The sequence below is a fragment of the Methylobacterium cerastii genome (genome assembly GCF_022179125.1).
Classification (GTDB): Bacteria; Pseudomonadota; Alphaproteobacteria; order Rhizobiales; family Beijerinckiaceae; genus Methylobacterium; species Methylobacterium cerastii.
Genome location: NZ_BPQG01000051.1, coordinates 51,188 through 73,819 on the forward strand (window position 1 = coordinate 51,188; position 22,632 = coordinate 73,819).

The window sequence follows — 22,632 nt, forward strand, 5'->3', positions numbered from 1 at the left end:
GCTATTTCAGCGTGCCGGCAATCCAGCCGATGATCGCGTCGGCGACCTCGCCGTTGTTGGTCTCCAGCATCATCATGTGGCCGTTGCCGTGGATGCCGTGCTCGGCCAGCGCCAGCCGGTCGGGCTTGGCGCCGGCCTGTTCGAGGAAGGCGCCCGTGCAATCGTCCATAGTCGCGCGGAACGACGCCTCGGCCGTGACGATCACGGCGGGCACGCGCGCGAGGTTCGGCAGCTTGCGTGCCGGCTCGGCCTGGAGCCAGCAGCGGATCTGGCCGGGGCGGAGCGGCGCCTCGGACTGCGCCACCACCAAGTCCGTCGAAGACGAGACCGGCGGATCGAAGGTCAGCGGCACGCGGGTGATCCCGTAGGGCCGCGCGCGGGCCTCGCCGACCTTCTCGTACCAGTCGGCGCCGCCCTTGAAGCGGATGTCGTAGAAGGTCGGCCCGTTCGGCTCGACGGCGACGTGTGCCTTCACGAGGTCGGGCCGCCGGTCGGACACCGCCCAGCCGAACACGCCGGCCTGCGAGTGCGTCAGCAGGACGGAGGGACCGATCTTCTCCAGAAGCGCGATCAGCGCCGGGTCGACGAGCTCCTCGCTGCGCAGGGCGCTGGCGATGAACGGGACCTGCGAGAAATAGAACTGGTCGAACGCCGCGTTGCCCTTCACGCCGGCTCCGCCCGGCCAACGGGTGTGGAGCTTGGCCTGCGGGAACAGGCCGAAGTTTTCCTGGCCCGTGAAGATCGTCTCGAGGTCGTTCGGCGCGAGGCGCGCATAGGGCCCGTAGGCCTCCGGGTTGTCCCCGGATCGGCCGCGCCCGACCTGATCGACCACGTAGACCGCAAAACCCTTCTCGACGAAGCGGTCGACCCAGCCGGGACGGCCGTCGGGCGTGCCGAGGAAGTTGACACCGGTCTGCGCCGTGCCGTGCACCATCACCACGGGGTAGGGCTGCGTCACCTGCGCCGGCGCGTGATACTGGACGAACATCTGCCCGACCGCAGCCGCCTTGCCGCCGGCCGTCTCGTAGGTGCCCCCGACGAAGAAGTAGCCCTCGCGCTGCGCCGGCTTGAAGGTCGCCGGGTGGTCGGGGGCGGGCTCGGCCAGGGCCAGCGAGCCGAAGCACAGCAGCGCGCATACGCCGCCCAGGACGGGTTTCCGCATCGTGACCTCCCATCGACGTTCTGTTCGCGTCGGATGGGACGCTAGCAGCCGGACAGCGTTCGCGTCAGGCCGGATGGAGTGGGGACCGAGAGGGCGAAGGCCGTCTGTCCCGGCACGCGTCCGTCACCGCCGCCCGCCCCACATCCCGGTGCGTTCCGAGCGGGCCTGCTCTTCCGCCGCCAACAGGTCCGGCGGGGCGTCCTCGGTGGCGCGGGCGCCGCCGGCCGAGAGGATCAGGGCGGCGAGGTCGTCGCCGTCGATGCGGCACCGGGTGCCTTGGGTCCCGCCGGCATCGGGCGTGCACACCACCTCGCGGCGGCGCAGGTATCGGGCGAGCTGGCGGGCGAGGTGGCCGCCCTGGCCGTCGACGCCCGTGAGTCGCACGGTGCGGCCGCGGAACGAGAGCGTGCCGGTGTCGATCACCTCGGGCACGCCGCGCGCCTCGGAGCCGGGGGGCTGTGCGGCGGGCGCAGCCGGTGCGGGGGCGGCGGTCGCCGGCTCGGCCGGCTGCGGCTCGGCCTTCGCCGCGGAGGGGCGCTTTCGGCCCTTCGCCATCTGGGCCGAGGCGCGCTGCACGAAGTCGCGGAAGATCGAGGCCGGGACGTCGCCGCCGCCGACGCGGTTCATCGACGAGTTGTCGTCGTTGCCGACCCAGACGCCGACGACCATGTCCGGCGTCATGCCGATGAACCAGGCGTCGCGATAGTCCTGCGTCGTCCCGGTCTTGCCGCCGACCGGCTGGCCGGACACGCGCGCGCCCTTGCCGGTGCCGCCGTCGACCACCGCCTGCAGCGAATCGAGCATCATCGTGCGGCTGTCGCCCGGCAGGCCGGCCGCGGGCTTGGCGTCCGGGTGGACGTAGAGCGGGGCCGCCGCGCCGCCGCGGATCGCGTGGATGTCGAAGCTCTCCACCGGCGTGCGGTTGGCGAGCACCCCGGCATAGGCGCGCGTCATCTCCAGCAGCGTCACCTCGGCCGAGCCGAGGGAGAGGCTCGGCACGTTCGGCAGCTCGGACTGGACGCCGAGCCCTTTGGCCGTCGCGATCACCGCCGGGATGCCGAGCTCGTCGCCGAGCTGGGCCGCCACCGTGTTGATCGACAGGGCGAAGGCGGTCCGCAGCGGCACCGCGCCGCGGAAGCGGTTGTTCGAATTCTGCGGCTCCCAGTCGCCGATCTGCACCGGGCGGTCCACCAGCACGGTCTCCGGCGTCAGGCCGTTCTCGTAGGCCGTGAGGTAGACGAACAGCTTGAACAGCGAGCCGGCCTGCCGCTTGGCCTGGGTCGCGCGGTTGAACTGGCTGTCCTCGTAGTCGCGCCCGCCCACCATCGCGAGGATCGCGCCGTCCTTGGACATCGCGACGAGGGCGCCCTGGCCGATCTTCTTCTTGCCGCCCTCGGCGTCGAGGCGCCGGGCGACGACGCCTTCGGCGAGGCTTTGGAGGTCGAGGTTCAGGGTCGAGCGCACGGTGAGGTCGCCGGGCGCGTCGGTGAGCTTCTTGGCGTCGGCCGCCAAGAGGTCGAGGAAATAGTTGCTGCCCGGCGGCGTCTCGGGGGGCGTGCGCAGGGTCACGGTCTTGGCGCGCGCCGCGTCGGCCGCTTCCGCGGTGATCGCGCCGGTCTCGACCATGGTCTGCAGCACCACGTCGGCGCGCTCCTTGGCGCCGCCGAAGTTGCGCGTCGGGGCGAGCTGCGAGGGCGCCCGCACCAAACCGGCGAGCATCGCCGATTCCGGCAGGGTCAGGGCCTTGGCGCCCTTGCCGAAGTAGCGCCGCGCCGCAGCGTCGATCCCGTAGGCGCCGGCGCCGAAATACGCGGTGTTGAGGTAGCCGAGCAGGATGTCGTCCTTGCTCATCTCAGATTCGACCCGCAGCGCCAGGAACGCCTCCTGGACCTTACGGCGCAGGGACTTCTCCTGGTTGAGCGAGGTGAGGCGGACATATTGCTGGGTGATCGTCGACCCGCCCTCGCGCACGCCGCCGCCGACGGCGTTGCGCCACGCCGCGCGCATCAGCCCGCGCAGGTCGATGCCCCAGTGGCTGTAAAAGCGCCGGTCCTCGATCGCGACGATCGCCTGGGCGAGGTGGGGCGGCAGGTCGGCCTTGGTGATCGGCTGCCCGCGGAACGCGCCGCGCGTGGCGAAGACCCGGCCGTCGTCGGCCTCGACGGTGAGCGCCCGCTGGCCCTGGTCGATCACCACGCCGCCGAGCGGCGGCAGAGTCAGGAAGGCGAACAGGACGTAGGCGGCCAGCGCCGCCAGCGGCAGGGCGACGACGAGCGCGGCCGCAATGAGGATGGGGCGCAGCGGCCTTCGACGAAACGCCAGAAGTGACCGGGCGGGCAGCGCCGCCTCCGCACTCTCGACCGGAGCGCCCGGATCAGCTGCCGCCGCCGCCCGGCGCCGCGCTGCGAGGCCGCCGACGAGCGAGCCGGTGGCGCGCGCCGCATCCCGACCCGTGCGGCCGGCACCCCGCGCCGCTCCCGCGGCGAGGATGCCGAGCTGGCGCGCCAGGACCTTGGCGGCGGCGGCCGCTTCCCGCGCCGCGGCGCCCGTGTCGGGCGGGGCAGCGTCGGGGGGGCGTCGATCCGGGTCGGGTGAGCTCATCGCGTTCCTGAACGGGTACAGATCTGTACCGGTGCACATGCGGAGCGACCGCCCCCGGGTTGCGCCGTTCTAGAACGATCGGGCCGGGCGAAGCTATGCCGTTCGCCGCCCGGCGGAATTGGCGATGGATCAGACCCCGTGGCGGAAGGGCATCGGCGAGCCGGCCGCCTCGTGGCGGTCGCGCAGGCGGACGCCGAGGATCACCAGCAGCACGCCGAAGGCGACCGCGTAGGCACCGAGCCACCACGTGAGCACCAGGGCCGACATGCCCGGCTCGACCAGCAGCACCCCACCGAACAGGATCGAGACCAGGCCGCCGAGGCCGAGCCACCAGCGGCCGAAATGCAGGTGGAGGCGGAAGGCCGCCGCGATCATCAGGGCGCCCGTCACGATCGCCCAGATCGCCACCAGCAGCACGAAGGCCCACACGGCGGCGCCGGGCACGAAGAAGGCCGCCACGCCGACGAGGATGTCGAGCAGACCTTCGATCAGCAGGAAGCCCCAGCGCTCGTGCGCCTGCGCCGCCCGCACGGACGCGATGATTGCGAAGATGCCGTCGGCGACCATGTAGGCCGTGAAGAACCACACCAGCGAGAGCACGAAGGCTGCCGGCGCCACGAAGGCGAGCACGCCGAACAGGATCGCGACCACGCCGCGCAGGGCGACGAGCCACCAGTTGCGCGCGAGCGTCCGGCTCATGGCATCGAGGCGCGCGATGCCGACGAGCGGAACGCCGGCCGGGTTGGTTCGGGTGAAGAGGGCCATCGTGTCGGCTCGCTGAGAATTCGGAATGTCGGTCCGGCGCAGAACGCCGCACCGCAAACGCGCGTTCCCACCGCGACGTCGGCACCGACGCGGTGGGCGCGCGCGAGGTCCGGAACTTTGCGGCCGCGCCGGCTTTTGAGTCCGCGAGGCGGGTGTTCGATCGCTCCGGCCACTCACGGGTGGCGGGACGCGCGTGGGCGGTTATCTTATCCGATGCTAGACGAACAGCGCCAGGCGACGGCCCTGGATCAGCCGACGCGCCCGCTCGAAGACCGCGCCGTGCCCGAGCGCCGCGACATCATCGACCTCAAGCCGCCGGAGGACGACGCCCCGGTCGACGACGAGGCGCAGGACAAAGCGAAGGCCGGCTCCGAACAGGAGGACGATTCGGACGACGAGGACGAAGAAAACCGCCCGGGCATCCTCAAGCGTCATCCGTGGTGGTTCGTCCTCGGCGGCATCGCGATCGTGCTGCTCGGGGTGGCCGGGTTCTTCTACTGGCAGATCTACTTGCATCCTTACGAATCCACCGACGACGCGTTCGTCGACGCGCGCCAATTCTCGGTCGCCCCGAAGGTGTCAGGCTACGTCGTCGCCGTCGCGGTGACCGACAACCAGCACGTCGAGACCGGGGCGACGCTGTTCCAGATCGACCGGCGCGACTACCAGGTCGCCCTGGAGCAGGCGCAGGCGCAGATCGCGTCGGCGAAGGCCTCGATCCAGAACGTCGACGCGCAGGTGGAAGCGCAGAAGGCGCAGGTCGAGGTCGCCAAGGCGCAGGTGACGCAGAACCAGGCGGCGCTCGACTTCGCGAAGGCGGACGCGGCCCGCTACAAGGATCTCGCGAGCCGCGGCGCCGGCACCGTCCAGCAATCGCAATCCTCGACCTCGACCCTCGAGCAGCGGCAGGCGTCTCTCACGAGTGCGAATGCCAGCGTCACGCAGGCGCAGAAGCAGATCGGCTCGCTTCAAGCGCAGCGGGCGTCGGCCGAGGCGAGCCTCGCCAACGCCGAGGCGCAGGCGGCGCAGGCCGTGCTCAACCTCGGCTACACGACGGTGACGGCGGCACAGCCGGGCCGTGTCGTCCAGCTCACCGGCGCGGTCGGGCAATACGCCCAAGCCGGCCAGTCGCTGGCGATGTTCGTGCCCGACGAGAAGTGGGTCGTCGCCAACTACAAGGAGACGCAGATCACCGACATGCGCCCCGGCCAGTCAGTGCGGATCGAGATCGACGCGTATCCGGACCGCAGGATCAGCGGCAAGGTCGCCTCGGTGCAGCCGGGCTCCGGCACCGCCTTCAGCCTCCTGCCGGCGCAGAACGCCACCGGCAACTACGTGAAGGTGGTGCAGCGCGTGCCGGTGAAGATCGTCGTCGACGAGTGGCCACAAGACGTGTCGATCGGCCCGGGCATGTCGATCGTGCCGACGGTGCGGGTGCGATGAGCGCCGACGCCGCCGCGGCGAACGGCGGTTCGCGCAAGGCGGGCGGTAAATCCGGTGGCGCCGCGAAGGCGAAGTCCGGCGGATTGCCGCGCACCGCGGGCGGCCACAGCCCCTGGTCGGTGGCGCTGGTCGTGGCGCTGGCCACCTTCATGGAGGTGCTCGACACCACCATCGCCAACGTCGCGCTCCGCTACATCTCCGGCGGCCTCGCGGTCGGGCCGGACGAGGCGGCGTGGGTGGTCACGAGCTACCTGGTCGCCAACGCGATCGCGCTCACCGCATCGAGCTTCCTGGCCAAGCGCTACGGCCGCAAGGCGTTCTTCATCGCCAGCGTCGCGCTGTTCACCGTCGCCTCCCTAGCCTGCGGCTTCGCCTGGGACCTGAACTCGCTCCTGCTCTTCCGCGTCATCCAGGGGCTCGGCGGCGGCGGGATGGCGCCGCTGGCGCAATCGATCCTGGCCGACTCGTTTCCCCCGGCGAAGCGCGGACAGGCGTTCGCGCTCTACGGGCTCGCCATCGTCGTCGCGCCGGTGGTGGGGCCGACGCTCGGCGGCTGGCTGTCCGACAACGTCTCCTGGCACTGGTGCTTCCTGATCAACGGACCCGTCGGCGTGATCGCGCTGGCGCTGATGTGGTGGCTGCTGGAGGATTCCGAATCCGCGGTGAAGGAGCGCAAGGCCCTTCGCAAGAAGGGCGTGCGCTTCGATCTCGTCGGCTTCCTCCTGGTTGCGACCTTCCTCGGTTCGCTGGAGGTCTGCCTCGACGAGGGCCAGCGCAAGGATTGGTTCGGCTCGCCGCTGATCCAGGTCTTCGCCGTCCTCGCCGTGATCTCGTTCGTCGCGATGATCCCGTGGCTCCTGACGGCGAAGAACCCGGCCGTGGACCTGCGGCTCTTGGGCAAGCGCCAGTTCGGCTCGTGCTTCCTCGTCATGCTCGCCACCGGCGCGATCCTGATCGCGACGACGCAGTTCATCCCGCAGATCACGCAGGATTATTACGGCTACACCGCCACGATCTCGGGCCTCGTGCTGGCGCCCGGCGGCCTCGTCACCGTGGCGATGATGCTGGTGATCGGGCAGGTCTCCGGCTACTTCCAACCGAAATGGCTGATCGCCACCGGCGCGGCCATCGTCGCGCTGGCGATGTACGACCTGACGCGGATCTACGGCGACTCGACGTTCTGGTTCTTCGCCTGGTCGCGGATCTACATCGGCATCGGCCTGCCGATGATCTTCATCTCGATCACCGCGGCGTCCTACGAAGGCATCGACAAGTCGCAGACCGACCAGGCTTCGGCCTTGATCAACGTCGCCCGCAACGTCGGCGGGTCGATGGGCGTGTCGCTGGCGCAGAACATCCTCGCCTACCGCAGCCAGTTTCATCAGAGCCGGCTGTCGGAGAGCGTCACGACCACGAGCCCGGCCTACCAGGAGACCATGCGGCAGGTGACGCAGTACTTCACGGTCCACGGCACCCCCGGCGTCGACGCGCAGGGACAGGCCACCGCCTGGATCGGGCAGCAACTCGCGACGCAGACCGCCTTCTTCGCCTACATCGACGTGTTCTGGGCGCTCTGCCTCGTCTCGGCCTCGGCCGTCCCGCTGGCGATGATCCTGAAGCGGGTCGAGCGCGGCGGCGAGGCGCCCGCCGGACACTGAGCCGCGTCGGCCACGATCGCCCGGTTCGACACCCTCCGGGACATGCCCTACCGGTTGCACCAACGAGCAGAAGCCTCGACCGGAAGTGTCGAGCTGGAGGAGCCCGAGCGTGCCGCGTTCATCGAAACTGACGTCCGCAGCCCTGGCGCTCCTGGCGCTCGCCCTGCCTGCGCGGGCGGCCGAACCTTCGGGCGAGTGGCCGATGTTCGGGCACGATCACACCAACCGGAATTTCTCCGCGCTGTCATCGATCGACCGGTCGAACGTCGCACGGCTCCGCCCGGCCTGGATGTTCCAGACCGGCATCACCGGCTACTTCCAGGCTCAGCCGGTGATGGTCGACGGCACGCTCTACCTCTCGACCACGCAGAACAACGTCGCCGCGCTCGATGCCAAGTCCGGCCGGGTGCTGTGGACCTACACGCACAAGGCGCGCACCGAGAAGATCTTCGGGCCGCCCTCGAACCGCGGCGTCGCGGTTTCCGGTGGCCTCGTGTTCCAGGCGACGATGGACGGGCGGGTGATCGCGCTCGACGCCAAGACCGGCAAGGTCGTGTGGGACCACGAGGCGGTGCGGCCGGAGGAGGGCGAGTCCGAGACCGCCTCGGGCCTCGCGCAGCAGCTCGGCGGCAAGCCGGTGCAGGGTTCGAGCCGGCTCGGCTTCAAGATGCCGCCGCTGGTGGCCGACGGGCTCGTCATCGTCGGCGTCAGCGGCGCCGGCTACGGGCTCCACGTCGAGGACGAGAAGGGCGGCCTCGACGGCGGCTCCGTGGTGGGCATCGAGGGCGGCTACGGCCGCCGCGGGTGGCTCGCCGCCTACGATGCCAAGACCGGCGCGGAGCGCTGGCGCTGGTACGTCACCAAGGCCGACGGCTGGGAGGGCGACTTCGTCGAGACCACCGCCGACGGCGTCCCGCTCCATCGCGACGTCGCCGCCGAGAAGGCCGCGGCGCCGGCCAACCGCGAGGCCTGGCGGGTCGGCGGCGGCTCGCTCTGGATGACCCCGGCCTTCGACCCGGAACTCGGCCTGATCTACCTCGGCACCGGCAACCCGGCGCCGCAGAACTTCGGCCTCTCGCGGCCGGGCGACAACCTCTACACGATGAGCCTCGTGGCGCTCGACGTGAAGACAGGAAGCCTGCGCTGGTACTACCAGCAGGTGCCGCACGACGAGTGGGGCTACGACGTGGCGAGCCCGCCCTTCCTGCTCGACCTGCCGGGCAAGGACGGCGCCGTGAAGGCGGTCGCCTCCGCGAGCAAGACCGGCTGGATCTACGTCCACGACCGCGCCACCGGCCGGCTGATCGAGCGCTCCGCGCCCCTCATCGCGCAGAAGAACCTGTTCGCGCCCCCGACCGCGGAGGGCACCGTCGTGGCGCCGGGGCCGCTCGGCGCCGTCTCATGGCCGCCCACCGCCTACGATGCGGGAAGCGGCCTCGCCTACGCCCAGGTCCGGCACGGGGCGACGACCTACACCGTCAAGACCGTGCCCGGCGGCCCCGGCCGGCCGGAGATCCGCTACACCGAGACCGGCGAGGCGAAGGGCGAACCGAGCTTCAGCACGCTCACGGCCGTCGACCTCGCCAAGGGCGGCGGCATCGCGTGGTCGGTGAAGTCTGCGAGCCGGCTCGCGGGCGGCACGCTGGCGACGGCCGGCGGGCTCGTCTTCTCCGGCGAGGAGGACGGGCATCTCGATGCGCACGATGTCGGTACCGGCGCGATCCTGTGGCGCTTCCAGTGCGGGGCCGGCATCAGCGGCCCGGCGATCACCTACAGCCTCGATGGGAAGCAGTACGTCGCCGTCGCCGCCGGCGGCTCGTCCTACACCAAGGCCTCCGGCTTCGGCACCGGCGATGCGCTGGTGGTGTTCGCGCTGCCCGATTAGGAGCTCAGCCCTTCGGCCGCGCCTGCAGGATCGCCGCGCGGACGAACGGACGCTTGAGCGCGATGCCGACGTCCTCGCGCTCCATGAAGACCCGCGCGCCCTGGTGGTTGCGCACCGCCTTCATCAGGTTCAGCCGGTAGCCCTGCCGGAACACGAAGATCGGCGGCAGCGGGTCGGCGAGGTAGGCGGCGACGGCTGCGTCGACCTCGTCCTCGGCGATGTGACGTGAGCTGCAGAGGTCGCCGACGGTCTGGAAATCGATCATGCCCGCAACATAGGACGTCGGGCGCCCCCTGTCGCCGCCTGCATCGCGCGAGCGTTTTGTCCCGATCGGGCCTGTGTCAGGCTCAAGCGACGCCGCGGCTTCCGATTCGCAGCGGGAGCTCGACCCGATGCCGGCCCACGACACCGCGAACGGCGCGCCGGCCCCATCGCCGACGCAGCAGCCCTCCGACCGCGGACCGCCGGTGATCCGCACGATCGCGATGCCGTCGGATACGAACCCGGCCGGGGACATCTTCGGCGGCTGGCTGATGGCGCAGATGGACCTCGCCGCCGGCAACGTCGCCGCCCGCCGGTCGCGCGGGCGCTGCGCCACGATCTCGGTCGAGGCGATGACCTTCCACCATCCGGTCTTCGTCGGCGACGAGGTCAGCCTCTACGCCTGGATCCTCGGGGTCGGCCGCACGTCGATCCGCATCCAGGTCGAGGTCTGGCGCCGCGAGCGCGAGAGCGAGGCAACGATGCGGGTGACGCAGGCGCTGTTCACCTTCGTCGCGATCGATTCCGAGCGGAAGCCGAGGCCGGTGCCGCCGGAGCCGGGCGTGGCCTGAGGCCCGGTCAGGCGGCCGGGCGGTAGGCGGTGCGCAGGCGCAGGCCGAACACCGCCATCATGAACATGCAGCAGGTGGCGTTGTTGCCGTTGTACAGCACGGTCTCGAAGGACGCCGAGACGAGGCCGAGGAACCACAGGCGGACGAACAGCAGCGTCGTCGGGTCGAGGTCGCGCCCGCCCGCCGTCGCCTGCAGGTCGCGCAGCGGCATCAGCATGAAGGCGACGAGCGTGAAGGCGAGGCCGGGGAACCCCATCGTCAGCGCGGTGTCGAGGTAGGCGTTGTGCGCGTGGTTGGCGGTGTTGACCCAGGTCAGCTGCTCCGACCCGGCGTACATCGTCCGCTCCGTCATCCAGAACGCGCCGTAGCCCCAGCCTCGGAACGGCCGGATGAAGATGTTGTCGATCGCGAATTCCCAGATCTCGTTGCGCCCGGTGAAGGTCGCGTCGGTCATCAACGCACCGAGCTTCTCCTGGATCGCCGGCACCACGACGGAGCCGATCGACACGACGGAGAAGGCGACGACGGGGCCGAGCAGCAGCGACGTCCGGGCGAGGTTTCCGCGAAACACCCGGCATAGGGCGGTGACGGCGAGGATCACCGGCGTCACCAGCAGGGCGGTCTTCGAGCCGGACGCCACCAGGAACCCGACCGCGAGCAGGACGATGGCCCAGCCGAGGAACCGGCTCGCGGTCGCCCGCACGTAGAGGCCGCAGATGATCAGGATCACCATCGCCGCCCCCGCCTCGTTCTTGTGCGGGAAGATGCCCCGCCACAGCCCGGGATGGCTCGGATCGGAGTTCAGGTCGAAGGACGAGTGAATCGCGAGGTCGGGCACGAGCGCCACGGCGAGGTATGACGCGACGAGGATGACGAGGGCGCTGCCGGCGAGCGTCATCGCGAATTGGCGCGGGGAGCGCGCGACGATCAGCACGCCGGCCGACAGCATCAGGGCGATCGCCATGAGCACGGCGCGTCGGATCGACAGCGACGGCTCGATCGACAGCAGCACGGTGGTCCCGAGCCAGCCTGCGCAGAGCAGCAGCGGCCAGGTCGCCAGCGGTCGCAGCCGCGCCGGCCCGAGCCGCCAGAGGGCCGCCGCCATCGCCGCCCCCAGGCCGAGGAAGATCACCTGCGTGAGCCCGCTGCCGTCCTCGGAGGCCGCGAGCGTCGAGCGGTTGGCGAGATCGTGGAACCAGAGGTGGTTCCACAGCACGACCAGCACCGTCCCATTCAGGAGCACGCGCATCCAGTCCGGAAGGTCGCCCGCGGCTGGAACCGCGGAAGACTCGACCCGTCCGATCCGCGTTGCGATCCCTGGAGCAGAAGACAAGCGAGCATTCCGTCCGAGCGTTTCGTCGGTTGACCAAGCCAGCGTAGCCCGGAACCGGCCCGGCGGTCACCGAGAACCAGCCCGAACCACCGCGCGACTTCGCGATAACCTTGACGCGCGGTCGCCGCTCAGCGCCGCCCGATCGTCATGGACTGCCGGCTCGCCGCCTGGGTCTTGAGGAAGGCGGCCATCTCCGCGAGCTCCGGGGCCTTCGAGCGGAAGGTCACCGAGAGCGCGAGCAGCGTGTCGGCGTGGTCGAGGCCCGGATAGACGCGCTCCTGCACCGGCACGCGGGCGTCGCGCAGCTTCGCGGCGAGGCTCTGCGTGTTGCGTGGGCGCACGAGGGTGTCGTCGGCGCCGGTGGCGAGGAAGGCCGGCGGCGCGCTCGGCCCGACGAAGGCCACCGGCTGGGTCGCGCGCGGATCGGGCGCCTGGCCGAACACCTTGCGGGTGGTGTCCTGGTCGAAGGGCAGGAAATCGTAGGGGCCGGACAGGCCCGCGACCGCGCGGATCACCTTCGGGTCGACGCCGGCCGCCTTGAGGTAGCGCGTGTCGAGGCCGAGCATCAGGGCGTTGTAGGCGCCGGCCGAATGCCCGGCCAGCACGATCCGGCGCGGGTCGCCGCCATAGGCCGCGATGTTGTCGCGCACCCAGGCGATGGCCGCGGCGCCGTCCTCGAGGAAGCCGGGGAAGGGCGCCTCCGGGTAGAGCCGGTAGTCCGGCAGCACGGTGACGAAGCCCTGGGCGGCCAGCGCTTGGCCTACGAAGGCGTAATCCGCCTTCGAGCCGCTCTGCCAGGATCCGCCGTAGAAGAACACCAGCACCGGCGCGTTCTCGGGGGCGTTGACCGGGACGTAGACGTCGAGCCTCCGGCGCGGGCCCTCGCCGAAGGGCTCGTCGCGCAGCACCTGCCGTCCGCCGGCATCGCGCGGGCCGATCGCGTCGAACAGGGCGAGGGGGGAGCAGGCGGCGATGCCGATCGCCGCGAGCGCGAGGCATGCCAGGCTGGCGAGAGCCGTGAAGATTCGTGTCATTCGATGTCCGATTGGGCCGCGAACGCCAGATGGCGCGCGGCTCGGGGCGGATTCATGACCGGATCGCGCCGAACTTCGTTCGTGCGTCAGGTGCGCAGCACGATGCAGGCGCCGCCGACGCTGCGGATGCGGCCGCACAGGCCGTCGGCCGCCTGCCGGCTCTCGGCCGGGATGCGGATGCGGTAGAACGCGCGGGTGCCGCGGTTGCGCAGGCGCGTACCGATGATCATCGGGCGGACCTCGCCGATCACCTTGGCGTAGGTGGCGCGCGCGCGGGAGAAGGTCGCCAGCGCCAGGGACTTCGAGAAGTTGCCGGCGAGCTGGATGCCCCACGGGGCGGCCGGCCCCTCGTTGGCACCGATGGCGAAGCGATCGCCGCGCGACGGGATGCGCAGGCTCGCCGTGACCTGGAGGCAGGTCTGCGGCTCGGGCGCAGGATCGGCCTTCGCGGCCTCCCGCGCCTTGGTCTCCGCGGGCTTGGTTTCCGCAAGTTTGGCCGCGCCGCCCGTGGTCTCGCCGCCTTCCGGCGGCCCCATCTCGATCCGCGCGGCGCCCCCGCGCCAATCCTCGGGGGGAGCGCCGGTGATCGCGAGCACGTAGGCGCGGGTCTCGGTGGGCAGGCCGCCGCTGCCGGCGAGCCAGTTCGTCACCCGCCCCGGGCCGCCGTTGTAGGCGGCCGCCGCCAGGCCGAGGTTGCCGAATTGCCGCTTCAGGTCGGCGAGCAGGTGGGCGGCGTGCGGGATCGCCTGCTCGGGGTCGAACGGGTCGACGAGCCCGCGCTCGCGGGCCGTGCCGGGCATGAACTGGGCGACGCCTTGCGCGCCGACCGGGCTGACCACGCCGACGCGGAACGCGCTCTCGCGCCAGATCAGCCGCGTCAGGAACGGCACCGGCAGGTCTCGCGCCCGCGCCGCCCCCTCGATCAGCCGGCACAACGCCTGCTCGACGGTCTCGGTCGCCCCGTCGGAGGGGAGGGCGTGCGCGGGCGTGGCCAGGAGGAGGACGGCGAGTGCGGAAAGCGCCAGCGCCTTCCTTGTCCCATCTGTAGGTGAGGCGAGCGGGCTCACAAGCCTCGCACACCCAGTCGTCACACCCTCTCCGTCATCCCGTGTCTGCGCAGCAGAGCCCGGGATCCAGAGCCGCCGACAGCGCAGAACCGAGCACGACCTGCGGTTCTGGATCCTGGGCTCGCCTTCGGCGCCCCGGGATGACGGGGAGGGGACGATCGGGGACGATCGCACTCGGCTCCGATGAGACGGGGGAATGCGCGATTCTGCAGAGGGAGGCGGGACGGGGCGCGAACGCGTATCTTTCGGTGACGACGTGGACGCTCGAGCGGAAACCGTCATGCCTCGCGATCGAGCCCTTTGGCGGCGGTCGGCGTGCGACCGCCCCGTGTCACCCGCTCCGATCTAGCATCCCGCGACCGGCGATCAATCCACGCGGTCACACCCAGGCGGGGCGATCCGTGCCGAGGCGCCGCGCCGGGAGCGGCCAGGCCATCGGCGCGCCGTCGATCGCCAGGGGCGGCCGCAAGCGATGCGCCGGCCCCCACGCCGTCGCCTCGACGGCGGCGGAGAAATCGCCGTCGGATTCCGGTGCGAGTTCCCCTGCCGACGCCGTCGGCTCGGTGTCGAGGAGCAGCTGCGCCGTGCGGGCCAGGGACAACCGCGCGCCGCCCGCGACCCCGTCCTGCAGGCGCCGCGCGACGAGGCGGATCGCGGCCGCCGCGAGGAGGTAGCCGGTGGCGTGGTCGAGGGCCTGGACCGGGAGCGGCACCGGCCGGTCGGCCCCGCGCCAGGCCTGGCCGGCCTCGGCGATGCCGCAGCTCATCTGCACGAGGCTGTCGAAGCCGCGTCGGCCGGCCCAGGGGCCGGTCCAGCCGTAGGCGTCGAGGCGCACGTCGATCAGGCCGGGCGCCAGGGCGCGGCGCGCGACCGCGCCGTAGCCGAGGCGGTCGAGGGCTTCGGGCCGGTAGCCGTGCAGGAGGAGGTCGGCGCCGGCGAGCATCGCCTCGAACACCGCGCGGTCGGCGCCCCGGCGCAGGTCGAGCCGGGCGCATCGCTTGCCGAGCGTCACGTCCGGCTCGATGGCCGGCTCGTTCCAGTCCGGCGGGTCGACGCGCAGCACCTCGGCGCCGTAGCCGGCGAGGAATCGCGTGGCGACGGGGCCGGCGAGCACCCGCGTCAGGTCGAGCACCCGCAGGCCGGCGAGCGGCCGATCGGGCCTCGGCCTCCAGGCGGTGGAGGCGGGCGCCGCGGGATCGAAGCCGACGAGGGGTTCTTCGGCCACCGCCGCCCCCTGCGGATGCGCCGCCCAGGCTGCGATCGAGCGCATCTCCGCCGCGCAGCCGCCCTCCGCGACGATCGCCGCCTCCAGCGCCGCCTTGTCCCAGCCGGCGACGGCGAGCGCCATGCCGTCGCGGTCGGATTGCGCGCCGAGCACGCGCTCGGCCGCCGCGCGGTGGTGCGGAGCGTTGGTGTGGAGCCGGATCCAGCCATCGCGGGTGCGATAGTCGCCCGCCACCGGGTCCCACGGGGCCGGCAGCGCCCACCCGATCGGGCGGAGCGAGGTGCGGAACCACAGGGAGGCGAGGCGCCGATCGACGGTGACGCCGGGCGCGGTGCCGACGAGGTCGGCGATGGCCAGCCCCGCCGCGGCGATGGAGCCGGCCGCCAGATCGGTCACCGGAAAGGCCGAGGGCAGGGCGCCGGTCCCCGCGAAGGCGAGGGCCACCCGGTCCGAGGGGCCGCCCAACGCATCCTGGATCGTCGCCGCGAAACGCTCCGCCGACATGCCGCCCCCTCGTTCAACCCGAGTTCGGTTCGCACGCGTGGTTCGCCGTCGGGCCGCCGCCGCGCTATACAGACGGGACATGTCCCGGAACGAACGCGATTGATGCCCGAGCCGCTGCTCTCCGTCGAGGATCTCTCGGTGGCCTTCCGCTCGCGCGAGGGCGAGAGCCGGGCCGTCGACGGCGTGTCCTTCACGATCCTGCCGGGCGAGACCGTGGCGCTCGTCGGTGAATCCGGCTCGGGCAAGTCGGTGACCGCGCTCTCGATCCTGCGGCTGCTGGACGGGGCCGCCCACCATCCGGGCGGGCGGATCGTATTCAAGGGCCGCGACCTGCTGGCGCTGCCCGAGCGCGAAATGCGCAAGGTGCGCGGCGCCGACATCACCATGGTGTTCCAGGAGCCGATGACCTCCCTGAACCCGCTCCACAGCATCGAGCGGCAGATCGGCGAGGTGCTGGGGCTCCACCGCGGCCTCTCGGGCAAGGCCGCGCGCGCGCGCATCCTCGAATTGCTGGAACTCGTGGGCCTGCGCGACGCGGCGCGGCGCATGGGCGCCTACCCGCACGAGCTTTCCGGCGGCCAGCGCCAGCGGGTGATGATCGCGATGGCGCTCGCCTGCGAGCCGGACCTGCTCGTCGCCGACGAGCCGACCACCGCCCTCGACGTGACCGTGCAGGCGCAGATCCTCTCGCTGCTGGCCGACCTGCAGAAGCGGCTCGGCATGGCGATGCTGTTCATCACCCACGACCTCGGCATCGTCGAGCGCATCGCCGCGCGGGTCTGCGTGATGCTCAAAGGCCGGATCGTCGAGGCCGGGCCGGTCGCCGAAGTGTTCTCGAACCCGCAGCACGACTACACCCGCCGCCTCATCGCCTCCGAGCCGGAGGGGCGCGGCAACCCGGTGGCGGCGGACGCCGAGGCCCTGGTCGAGGCCGGCCCGCTGAAGGTCTGGTTTCCCCTGAAGGAAGGCTGGCTCCGGCGCAAAGCCGGCTACGTCAAGGCCGTCGACGGCGTCTCACTGCGGGTCCGCGCCGGCGAGACCGTGGGCGTGGTCGGCGAATCCGGCTCGGGCAAGACGACGCTCGGCCTCGCGCTGCTGCGGCTCACCGCGTGCGAGGGGCCGATCGTCTTCCTCGGCCAGGACATCGAGCGCTACGGCGTCGCGGCGATGCGGCCGCTGCGCAAGGACATGCAGGTGGTCTTCCAGGACCCCTACGGCTCGCTCTCGCCGCGGATGTCCGTGGCCGACATCGTCGCCGAGGGTTTGGTGGTGCAGGACGTGCCGAAGCGCGAGCACCGTGCCATCGTCGCGCGGGCGCTCACCGATGTCGGGCTCGATCCGGCGGCGATGGACCGCTACCCGCACGAGTTCTCCGGCGGCCAGCGCCAGCGCATCGCCATCGCCCGCGCGATGGTGTTGGAGCCGCGCTTCGTCGTGCTCGACGAGCCGACCTCGGCGCTGGACCGCTCGGTGCAGGCGCAGATCGTGACGCTGCTGCGCGACCTGCAGCGGGCGCGCGGCCTCGCCTACCTGTTCATCAGCCACGACCTGAAGGTGGTGCGCGCGCTCGCGAACTACGTCCTGGTCATGCAGAACGGCGTGGTGGTGGAGGAGGGCCCAGCCGAGGAGATCTTCTCCCGGCCCAGGACCGACTACACCCGCACCCTGTTCTCGGCGGCCTTCGCGCTGAAGAGCGACAGCGTCGCCGACGTCGAGCCGGTCTAGGGCGATGGCGCGGGCGCTGCTCATCGTGCTCGATTCCGTCGGAATCGGCGGTGCGCCGGATGCCGAGCGCTACGGCGATGCGGGCTCCGACACGGTCGGCCACATCGCCGAGGCCTGCGCCGCGGGGCGCGCCGACCGCGCCGGCCTGCGGAGCGGCCCGTTGCGCCTGCCGCATCTGGCCGGCCTCGGGCTCGGGCTCGCCTGCGAGGGCGCGTCGGGACGGATGCCGCCGGGGCTCGCGCCGCCAGCGGAAATCCTCGGCGCCTGGGGCCATGCGGTGGAGACCGCCGCCGGCAAGGACACGCCCTCGGGCCATTGGGAGATCGCCGGCCTCGCGATGCGCGAGCCGTGGGGGTACTTCCCCGACACGCGGCCGGCCTTCCCAGCGGCCTTGATCCGGGACCTGATCCGCCTCGGCGACCTGCCCGGCATCCTCGGCGACAGCCACGCCTCCGGCATCGCGATCATCGACGCGCTCGGCGCCGAGCACCTCCGGACCGGCAAGCCGATCTGCTACACCTCCGCAGACAGCGTCTTCCAGATCGCGGCCCATGAGGAGGCCTTCGGCCTCGAGCGCCTCTACGCGCTGTGCCGGACCGCGCGCCAGTTGTGCGACGCCTACCGCGTCGGCCGCGTGATCGCGCGACCGTTCACCGGCACGGGAGAAGCCGGCTTCCGCCGCACGAGCAACCGCCGAGACTTCTCCGTCGCCCCGCCCGGCGACACCCTGCTCGACCGGCTCGCGACTGCGGGCCGCGACGTGGTCAGCGTCGGCAAGATCGGCGACATCTTCGCGCATCGCGCCACCGGCCGCGAGGTCAAGCCCGGCGGTAACGGCGCCTGTCTCGACGCCGCGATCGACGCGCTCGGACGCCTTCGCGACGGCGGGTTCGTCTTCGCCAACCTCGTCGACTTCGACAGCGAGCACGGCCACCGTCGCGATGTGCCGGGCTACGCCGCCGAGCTCGAAGCGTTCGACGCCCGCATCCCCGATATCCGCGCGGCGCTGCGCCCGGGCGACCTCTGCCTCGTCACCGCCGACCACGGCAACGACCCGACCTGGCACGGCACCGAGCACACCCGTGAGCAGGTGCCGGTCCTGGCCTTCGGATCGGACATCGCGCCGCGGGCGCTGGGACGCCGGGCGTCGTTCGCCGACATCGGCGCCGCGGTCGCCCTCCATCTCGGCCTACCGCCGGTTGCCGGAACGCCTCTCCTGTGAGGACCTTCTCGATGCGCGACGACGACGAGCAGGTGAAGCGCCCGGTCCACCACGAGGTCGGCCAGCCGCTCGACACCCTGTCGGTGGACGAGATCGATCACCGGATCGCGCTGCTGAACGCCGAGATCCGGCGGCTCGAAGCCGCGCGGACGGCGAAGCAGGACGCGCTCGGCGCGGCGGACGCGTTCTTCAAGCGCTGACGCGCAAGCCGGCCGCGTCAGTAGCGGGTCGTCAGCGCGTTCAGCCAATCCGGCGCGGCGTCGACCAGCACCGCCTCGATCCGCTTGTCGGCGCCGAGCACGATGACGAGGCCGGTGACGACGAGGATCGCGCCCAACGCCGCCTTCATCCCCTTGCCGACCCGCATCAGCCGGTCGCGCCAGCCGACCAGCACGGATCGCGACAGGGCGCCGAGGACCAGGAGCGGCAGGGCCGCGCCGAGGCCGAACACCAGCATCGTCAGCCCGACCGTCCAGAGGTCGCGGCCCTGCGCGGCGAGGATCGAGGCGGCACCGAGCGTCGGGCCGACGCAGGGGCTCCAGACCGCGCCGAGCAGCAGCCCGACGCCGAACTGGCCCCAAAGGCCGGTGGTGGAGAAGCCGCCGAAGCGGGTCTCGGTCCAGTTCGCCACCGGGCCGGCGGCCACCGCGAGGCGCGTCTGCGCCATCGGGACCAGCAATACGAGTCCGACGAGGATCAACAGGATCGCGGCGACGCGGCGGAACACGTCGCCGTCGAGCCCGAGGCCGAAGCCGATCGTCGCGACGAACAGGCCGATCGCCACGAACGACAGCGCCAGCCCACCCGCCAGCGCCGCCGGGCCGAAGCGGTGCTCGGAGGCCGCCGCGCCGAGCACCAGCGGCAGCAGGGGCAGGACGCAGGGCGAGAGCGTCGAGAGCAGGCCGGCGAGGAGCGCGAGGCCGAGGCTGACGATCATCGAACCCCCGAGCCGATCAAAGCGTCTTCTCGACCAGCCCCTCGATCCATTCGGGCTGGGTCTCGCCGACCGAGCGCCCGGTCTCGACGCTGCCCTTGTAGGCGATCAGCGTGCTTTGGGTGCGGACGTCGAGCTTGCGAAGCAGGTCCTTCTGGCTGTCGAAGTCGATGTCGAAGATCTGCAGATCCTTGAAGCGCGGGTCGGTGCTGAGCTTGGCCAGGATCGGCTTCTGCGTCTTGCAGATCGGGCACCAGGGCGCGCTCACCTCGACGAGGATCGGCTTGCCGGCCTTTTGCGCGGCGTCGAACGCCTCCTGGGAGTAGGGCTTCATCTCGCCGGCCTGCGCCGTGGCGACGGTCAGAGCTTCGAGGGCCAAGGGCGCGAGGGCGAGGAGCGCCAGGAGCGTACGGCGGATCATGGCTGGTGTTTCCCGATGGCGAAGGCCTGGCCGTGGGCGGCCAAGCAGATCCGTGATGATCAGTTGCTGGCGGCGGGCACCGGGAAGGTGTGGTCGAACGTGCCGCCCTGGCTATCCGTGGCCGCCACCTTGACCGGCGCGGCGCCTTCGGGCCGCATCTCGAAGCCGATCACCGGGTTCGACGAGATCGAGATGTCGCCCTCCATCGTGAAGACGTTCCGCGCGCCCTGGCTGACGCTGATCCGGTCGAGGTAGCGCGCCGGCGTATACTCGCGCGAGACCTGGTTCATCTGCATGCCGGAGAAGTTCGGGTGGCGGATCATCAGCGTCGCCTGCACCACCTTGTCGGCGGCGGGGTCGGCGAACTTCATACGCATGTCGCCCATGCCCTTCAGCGCGTCCGCTTCGGTCATGCCCATGGGAGCCGAGCAGCCGCCGGACGCCTTGACGAAGATCTCCGACGCCACGAGGCGCCCGTCCCGGGTCTCGGCCACCGCGTGGACGTTGGAGTAGGTGTTCACCCGCACGCGCATCTTGAGCTGCGCCGGGTCGCCCGCGGGCCCGAAGTCGACGTGGGCGGCGAGCGGCGCCGGGTTGTCGTCGATGATCAGGTACAGGCCCTTCACCTGGTCCTTGTCGGCGACGGTGAGCGTCACCGGAACCAGGGCGGCGTCTTCGGCGCGCACCGGCATGTCGATCGCCACCAGCTTGCCCGCCTCGACTTTGCGGTCGCCGAACACCTGCTGCTGCAGCTCCTTCCAGCGGGCCGCGCGCTCGGCCTCGCCGTCGCCGGCGGCCGCGAGCGCCGCGCCAGACGACGCGAAGGCGGGCAGGAGGATCGCGGCGGCGAAGAGGGAGTCTCGGATCGGGCGGCGCATGGCGTTCTCCTCGGGGTCTTGTTCGTTGCAGCGGTGCTCTTGGTGACACCGTCCTATCCAATACGTCATAGGGCCGCGCGCGCGCTGCGTCTGTGATCGCGGTCACAATCGTGGGGTGCGGCTGGTCAAGTTATAGTGCGCAGCGGGTCGGCGCGGCGCGGATCGCCCGGTCGCGAGCGAGGCCGAGGCAGCGCTAGGGATGTCACGGCGCGGCTTCCCGCAGCGCCCGCTCGTCCGCGGCGAGCTGCAGCAGCTCCGCCGCGCCGACCGCCTCCATCGGCGCGCGGATGCGGATGGCCCGCGTCGCCTCGCCGGCCCGCATCACCAGCACGACAGTCTCGATGTCGGGGCAGCCGGGGTCTGCGCAGGCGATCTCGTTGACGGTGATCGCGTCGCCTTCGCCGAGGCTCAGCGCCACCGTGCAGGCGGCTTTCACGCGCTTGGCGAGCTGCACCTGCTCGGCGGAGCGGGCGCGCCACGCCTTCAGGCTGACGAAGGCCATGCTCTCGAATCCCCGGATCTTTTCCTGCGGTCGCGTGGCGGCGCGGGCGCCTTCCTTTTTGCGGCGCAGGCGATGAAACACTGTTGCATCACCCGTGTCCACCAAGCCTCAGCCGGCGACGGATCGTCTACCGGTAGACCGAACGCTGTCGGGCCGCGCCCATTTTCTGGTAAGCTCGCGCCTGCGCCGAAACAAACGCGACGTTCGCTCGTAAACGTCGCGCGCCCGTGTCCGGGGCTGCAGGTGAGGAGTACCCGGTGCGACCCTGGCGCGACGGACCCGCTGATCGACGCGGCTACCACCACGGCAACCTGAAAGAGGCGCTGATCGAGGCGGCGCGCAGGTTCATCGCCGAGCGCGGCATCGGCGGCTTCACCCTGGTCGACGCGGCGCGCCTCGTCGGCGTCACCCCGGCCGCGCTCTACCGGCATTTCCGTGGGCGCGAGGCGCTGCTCGAGGAACTCGCCGGCCGCGGCTTCGCCGAGCTCGCCGAACGGCTGGCGCGCGCGCTCACCGCCCGCGGCACCCCTTTGGAGCGATTCACGCGGATGGGCGAAGCCTACCTCGCCTTCGCCGAAGAGGAGCCCGGCTACTACGCGGCGATCTTCGAGACCCGCGGCGTCAACGTGCCGAACGAAGCCGGCCCGCGTCCGAGCCCGTTCGACCTGCTGGTGGAAGCGCTGCAATCGACCTTTCCGGACGGGTTCGGCGGGGTCGCCCCGCGCTTCATCGCGCTGGAGGTCTGGGCGCTGTCGCACGGGCTCGCGACCCTCGCCGCCGCCGGCCACCTGCCGAAGGGGCCGGGCATTCCCGACACCTACGAATTGCTGCGCGCCGGCGTCCTCGCCCTCGTCCACGGTGCCGCCGCCGGAAAGCCATCGGCCGGCGCCGGGCCCGCCCCTTGAAAGCGATCTGACGCACCCGCATGTTAACGCTGTTCACATGAACAGCGGAGCCTTACCGTGAGCACATCCTCTTCCTCTCCCTGGACGGGCGGCAAGGTCAGCCGTTGCGGTCCGTTCCCGCGCCGCTCGATCGAGATCGGCGCCATCGTCGTCAGCTTCATCTACTGGTGGCCCGTCGGCCTCGCCCTCGTGGCGTGGAAGGTCGCCGGCTATCCGGCGCTCGGGGAGCTGCGCGACTACGCCAAGCGCGGCGCCGCGGGCTGGGAGGGCGGCACCGCCAGGGCTTCGCGCTTCGCCCGTTCGTTCGACGCATCCAACCGCCGCGGCGCCACCGGCAACTGGGCCTTCGAGGAGTACCGCAAGGCCGAGCTCGACCGGCTCGACGCCCAGCGCCGCGCCCTGCAGGAGGAGAGCCGCGCCTTCGCCGAGTTCGTCGAGGAGCTGAAGCGGGCCAAGGACCGCGACCAGTTCGACGCCTTCATGGCCAAGCGCCGGGCCGACGGCGAGGGCAAGACCTTCAACGCCTGAGGCGTCG

The 22,632-nt window shown here is 71.6% G+C and carries 21 protein-coding genes; 9 read left to right on the top strand and 12 right to left on the bottom strand.

Annotated elements, in window-relative coordinates:
* Position 1: 1 nt before the first annotated feature.
* The 3 genes from MFF13_RS16630 to MFF13_RS16640 form a co-directional block, all read right to left on the bottom strand.
* Positions 2-1,162 carry an alpha/beta hydrolase gene (locus MFF13_RS16630; protein ID WP_147827932.1) on the bottom strand — a complete coding sequence of 387 codons (1,161 nt, stop codon included), beginning with the start codon at positions 1,160-1,162 and terminating at the stop codon, positions 2-4.
* A 123-nt stretch (positions 1,163-1,285) separates the two neighbouring features.
* On the bottom strand, positions 1,286-3,763 hold the full coding sequence (locus MFF13_RS16635; protein ID WP_238272548.1) for a PBP1A family penicillin-binding protein: 2,478 nt from the start codon (positions 3,761-3,763) through the stop codon (positions 1,286-1,288).
* A gap of 129 nt (positions 3,764-3,892) precedes the next feature.
* Positions 3,893-4,528: an HdeD family acid-resistance protein gene (locus MFF13_RS16640; protein ID WP_147763929.1), complete on the bottom strand. Its 636-nt coding sequence runs from the start codon at positions 4,526-4,528 to the stop codon at positions 3,893-3,895.
* Between the two features lie 213 nt (positions 4,529-4,741).
* Here MFF13_RS16640 and MFF13_RS16645 point away from each other — a divergent pair, with 213 nt between their 5' ends.
* The 3 genes from MFF13_RS16645 to MFF13_RS16655 all read left to right on the top strand — a co-directional run bounded on the left by MFF13_RS16645 (position 4,742) and on the right by MFF13_RS16655 (position 9,514).
* The gene (locus MFF13_RS16645; RefSeq protein WP_147763930.1) at positions 4,742-5,971 is read left to right on the top strand and encodes an HlyD family secretion protein; all 1,230 of its coding nucleotides are present in this window, start codon (positions 4,742-4,744) and stop codon (positions 5,969-5,971) included.
* A complete protein-coding gene (locus MFF13_RS16650; protein ID WP_147763931.1) occupies positions 5,968-7,629 on the top strand; it encodes a DHA2 family efflux MFS transporter permease subunit in 1,662 nt (553 codons plus the stop codon). The genes MFF13_RS16645 and MFF13_RS16650 overlap by 4 nt, the downstream gene beginning before the upstream one ends.
* A 127-nt stretch (positions 7,630-7,756) precedes the next feature.
* The gene (locus tag MFF13_RS16655) at positions 7,757-9,514 is read left to right on the top strand and encodes a pyrroloquinoline quinone-dependent dehydrogenase (RefSeq protein ID WP_373322561.1); all 1,758 of its coding nucleotides are present in this window, start codon (positions 7,757-7,759) and stop codon (positions 9,512-9,514) included.
* A 4-nt stretch (positions 9,515-9,518) separates the two neighbouring features.
* On the opposite strand, the gene MFF13_RS16660 is transcribed toward MFF13_RS16655, so the two are convergent.
* On the bottom strand, positions 9,519-9,779 hold the full coding sequence (locus MFF13_RS16660; protein ID WP_147752253.1) for a hypothetical protein: 261 nt from the start codon (positions 9,777-9,779) through the stop codon (positions 9,519-9,521).
* 127 nt (positions 9,780-9,906) lie between these two features.
* Here MFF13_RS16660 and MFF13_RS16665 point away from each other — a divergent pair, with 127 nt between their 5' ends.
* Positions 9,907-10,347, top strand: coding sequence for an acyl-CoA thioesterase (locus MFF13_RS16665; protein WP_147763932.1), 441 nt, complete (start codon positions 9,907-9,909; stop codon positions 10,345-10,347).
* A gap of 7 nt (positions 10,348-10,354) precedes the next feature.
* Here MFF13_RS16665 and MFF13_RS16670 read toward each other — a convergent pair whose 3' ends face one another.
* The 4 genes from MFF13_RS16670 to MFF13_RS26420 all read right to left on the bottom strand — a co-directional run bounded on the left by MFF13_RS16670 (position 10,355) and on the right by MFF13_RS26420 (position 15,510).
* Complete coding sequence (locus MFF13_RS16670) at positions 10,355-11,596, bottom strand: O-antigen ligase family protein (protein ID WP_147763933.1); 1,242 nt, start codon at positions 11,594-11,596, stop codon at positions 10,355-10,357.
* Between the two features lie 212 nt (positions 11,597-11,808).
* Positions 11,809-12,714, bottom strand: coding sequence for an alpha/beta hydrolase (locus MFF13_RS16675; RefSeq protein ID WP_147752256.1), 906 nt, complete (start codon positions 12,712-12,714; stop codon positions 11,809-11,811).
* 86 nt (positions 12,715-12,800) lie between these two features.
* Complete coding sequence (locus tag MFF13_RS16680; protein WP_147763934.1) at positions 12,801-13,781, bottom strand: lytic transglycosylase domain-containing protein; 981 nt, start codon at positions 13,779-13,781, stop codon at positions 12,801-12,803.
* 379 nt (positions 13,782-14,160) lie between these two features.
* On the bottom strand, positions 14,161-15,510 hold the full coding sequence (locus MFF13_RS26420; protein ID WP_283205827.1) for a CoA transferase: 1,350 nt from the start codon (positions 15,508-15,510) through the stop codon (positions 14,161-14,163).
* 102 nt (positions 15,511-15,612) lie between these two features.
* Here MFF13_RS26420 and MFF13_RS16690 point away from each other — a divergent pair, with 102 nt between their 5' ends.
* From MFF13_RS16690 to MFF13_RS16700, 3 genes are read left to right on the top strand one after another with little or no spacing between them, the layout of a single operon-like run.
* Positions 15,613-17,235 (top strand): ABC transporter ATP-binding protein, encoded by a 1,623-nt coding sequence (locus MFF13_RS16690; RefSeq protein ID WP_147763936.1) that lies wholly within the window; start codon positions 15,613-15,615, stop codon positions 17,233-17,235.
* Between the two features lie 4 nt (positions 17,236-17,239).
* A complete protein-coding gene (locus tag MFF13_RS16695) occupies positions 17,240-18,457 on the top strand; it encodes a phosphopentomutase (RefSeq protein WP_147763937.1) in 1,218 nt (405 codons plus the stop codon).
* A gap of 11 nt (positions 18,458-18,468) precedes the next feature.
* Positions 18,469-18,657: a DUF1192 domain-containing protein gene (locus MFF13_RS16700; protein WP_147763938.1), complete on the top strand. Its 189-nt coding sequence runs from the start codon at positions 18,469-18,471 to the stop codon at positions 18,655-18,657.
* 17 nt (positions 18,658-18,674) lie between these two features.
* Here the strand turns inward: MFF13_RS16700 and MFF13_RS16705 are convergent, their stop codons facing one another.
* From MFF13_RS16705 to MFF13_RS16720, 4 genes are all read right to left on the bottom strand, one after another.
* Positions 18,675-19,394 carry a cytochrome c biogenesis CcdA family protein gene (locus MFF13_RS16705; RefSeq protein WP_147763939.1) on the bottom strand — a complete coding sequence of 240 codons (720 nt, stop codon included), beginning with the start codon at positions 19,392-19,394 and terminating at the stop codon, positions 18,675-18,677.
* A gap of 16 nt (positions 19,395-19,410) precedes the next feature.
* Positions 19,411-19,812 (bottom strand): thioredoxin family protein, encoded by a 402-nt coding sequence (locus MFF13_RS16710; RefSeq protein WP_147763940.1) that lies wholly within the window; start codon positions 19,810-19,812, stop codon positions 19,411-19,413.
* A 59-nt stretch (positions 19,813-19,871) separates the two neighbouring features.
* Positions 19,872-20,690 (bottom strand): quinoprotein dehydrogenase-associated SoxYZ-like carrier, encoded by an 819-nt coding sequence (locus MFF13_RS16715; RefSeq protein ID WP_187273550.1) that lies wholly within the window; start codon positions 20,688-20,690, stop codon positions 19,872-19,874.
* A gap of 202 nt (positions 20,691-20,892) precedes the next feature.
* The gene (locus MFF13_RS16720; protein WP_147763941.1) at positions 20,893-21,192 is read right to left on the bottom strand and encodes a hypothetical protein; all 300 of its coding nucleotides are present in this window, start codon (positions 21,190-21,192) and stop codon (positions 20,893-20,895) included.
* A gap of 257 nt (positions 21,193-21,449) precedes the next feature.
* Here MFF13_RS16720 and MFF13_RS16725 point away from each other — a divergent pair, with 257 nt between their 5' ends.
* A complete protein-coding gene (locus MFF13_RS16725; RefSeq protein ID WP_147827937.1) occupies positions 21,450-22,097 on the top strand; it encodes a TetR/AcrR family transcriptional regulator in 648 nt (215 codons plus the stop codon).
* Positions 22,098-22,154: 57 nt separating this feature from the next.
* Entirely contained in the window at positions 22,155-22,625 is a 471-nt protein-coding gene (locus MFF13_RS16730) for a DUF2852 domain-containing protein (RefSeq protein WP_147763943.1), read from the top strand.
* Positions 22,626-22,632: the final 7 nt, after the last annotated feature.

Excerpts from the sequence above, each read along its gene's own strand:
- MFF13_RS16630 (WP_147827932.1), bottom strand. The coding sequence starts at position 1,162 with ATGCGGAAACCCGTCCTGGGCGGCGTATGCGCGCTGCTGTGCTTCGGC.
- MFF13_RS16635 (WP_238272548.1), bottom strand. The coding sequence starts at position 3,763 with ATGAGCTCACCCGACCCGGATCGACGCCCCCCCGACGCTGCCCCGCCC.
- MFF13_RS16640 (WP_147763929.1), bottom strand. The coding sequence starts at position 4,528 with ATGGCCCTCTTCACCCGAACCAACCCGGCCGGCGTTCCGCTCGTCGGC.
- MFF13_RS16645 (WP_147763930.1), top strand. The coding sequence starts at position 4,742 with ATGCTAGACGAACAGCGCCAGGCGACGGCCCTGGATCAGCCGACGCGC.
- MFF13_RS16650 (WP_147763931.1), top strand. The coding sequence starts at position 5,968 with ATGAGCGCCGACGCCGCCGCGGCGAACGGCGGTTCGCGCAAGGCGGGC.
- MFF13_RS16660 (WP_147752253.1), bottom strand. The coding sequence starts at position 9,779 with ATGATCGATTTCCAGACCGTCGGCGACCTCTGCAGCTCACGTCACATC.
- MFF13_RS16665 (WP_147763932.1), top strand. The coding sequence starts at position 9,907 with ATGCCGGCCCACGACACCGCGAACGGCGCGCCGGCCCCATCGCCGACG.
- MFF13_RS16670 (WP_147763933.1), bottom strand. The coding sequence starts at position 11,596 with ATGCGCGTGCTCCTGAATGGGACGGTGCTGGTCGTGCTGTGGAACCAC.
- MFF13_RS16675 (WP_147752256.1), bottom strand. The coding sequence starts at position 12,714 with ATGACACGAATCTTCACGGCTCTCGCCAGCCTGGCATGCCTCGCGCTC.
- MFF13_RS26420 (WP_283205827.1), bottom strand. The coding sequence starts at position 15,510 with ATGTCGGCGGAGCGTTTCGCGGCGACGATCCAGGATGCGTTGGGCGGC.
- MFF13_RS16690 (WP_147763936.1), top strand. The coding sequence starts at position 15,613 with ATGCCCGAGCCGCTGCTCTCCGTCGAGGATCTCTCGGTGGCCTTCCGC.
- MFF13_RS16695 (WP_147763937.1), top strand. The coding sequence starts at position 17,240 with ATGGCGCGGGCGCTGCTCATCGTGCTCGATTCCGTCGGAATCGGCGGT.
- MFF13_RS16700 (WP_147763938.1), top strand. The coding sequence starts at position 18,469 with ATGCGCGACGACGACGAGCAGGTGAAGCGCCCGGTCCACCACGAGGTC.
- MFF13_RS16705 (WP_147763939.1), bottom strand. The coding sequence starts at position 19,394 with ATGATCGTCAGCCTCGGCCTCGCGCTCCTCGCCGGCCTGCTCTCGACG.
- MFF13_RS16710 (WP_147763940.1), bottom strand. The coding sequence starts at position 19,812 with ATGATCCGCCGTACGCTCCTGGCGCTCCTCGCCCTCGCGCCCTTGGCC.
- MFF13_RS16715 (WP_187273550.1), bottom strand. The coding sequence starts at position 20,690 with ATGCGCCGCCCGATCCGAGACTCCCTCTTCGCCGCCGCGATCCTCCTG.
- MFF13_RS16720 (WP_147763941.1), bottom strand. The coding sequence starts at position 21,192 with ATGGCCTTCGTCAGCCTGAAGGCGTGGCGCGCCCGCTCCGCCGAGCAG.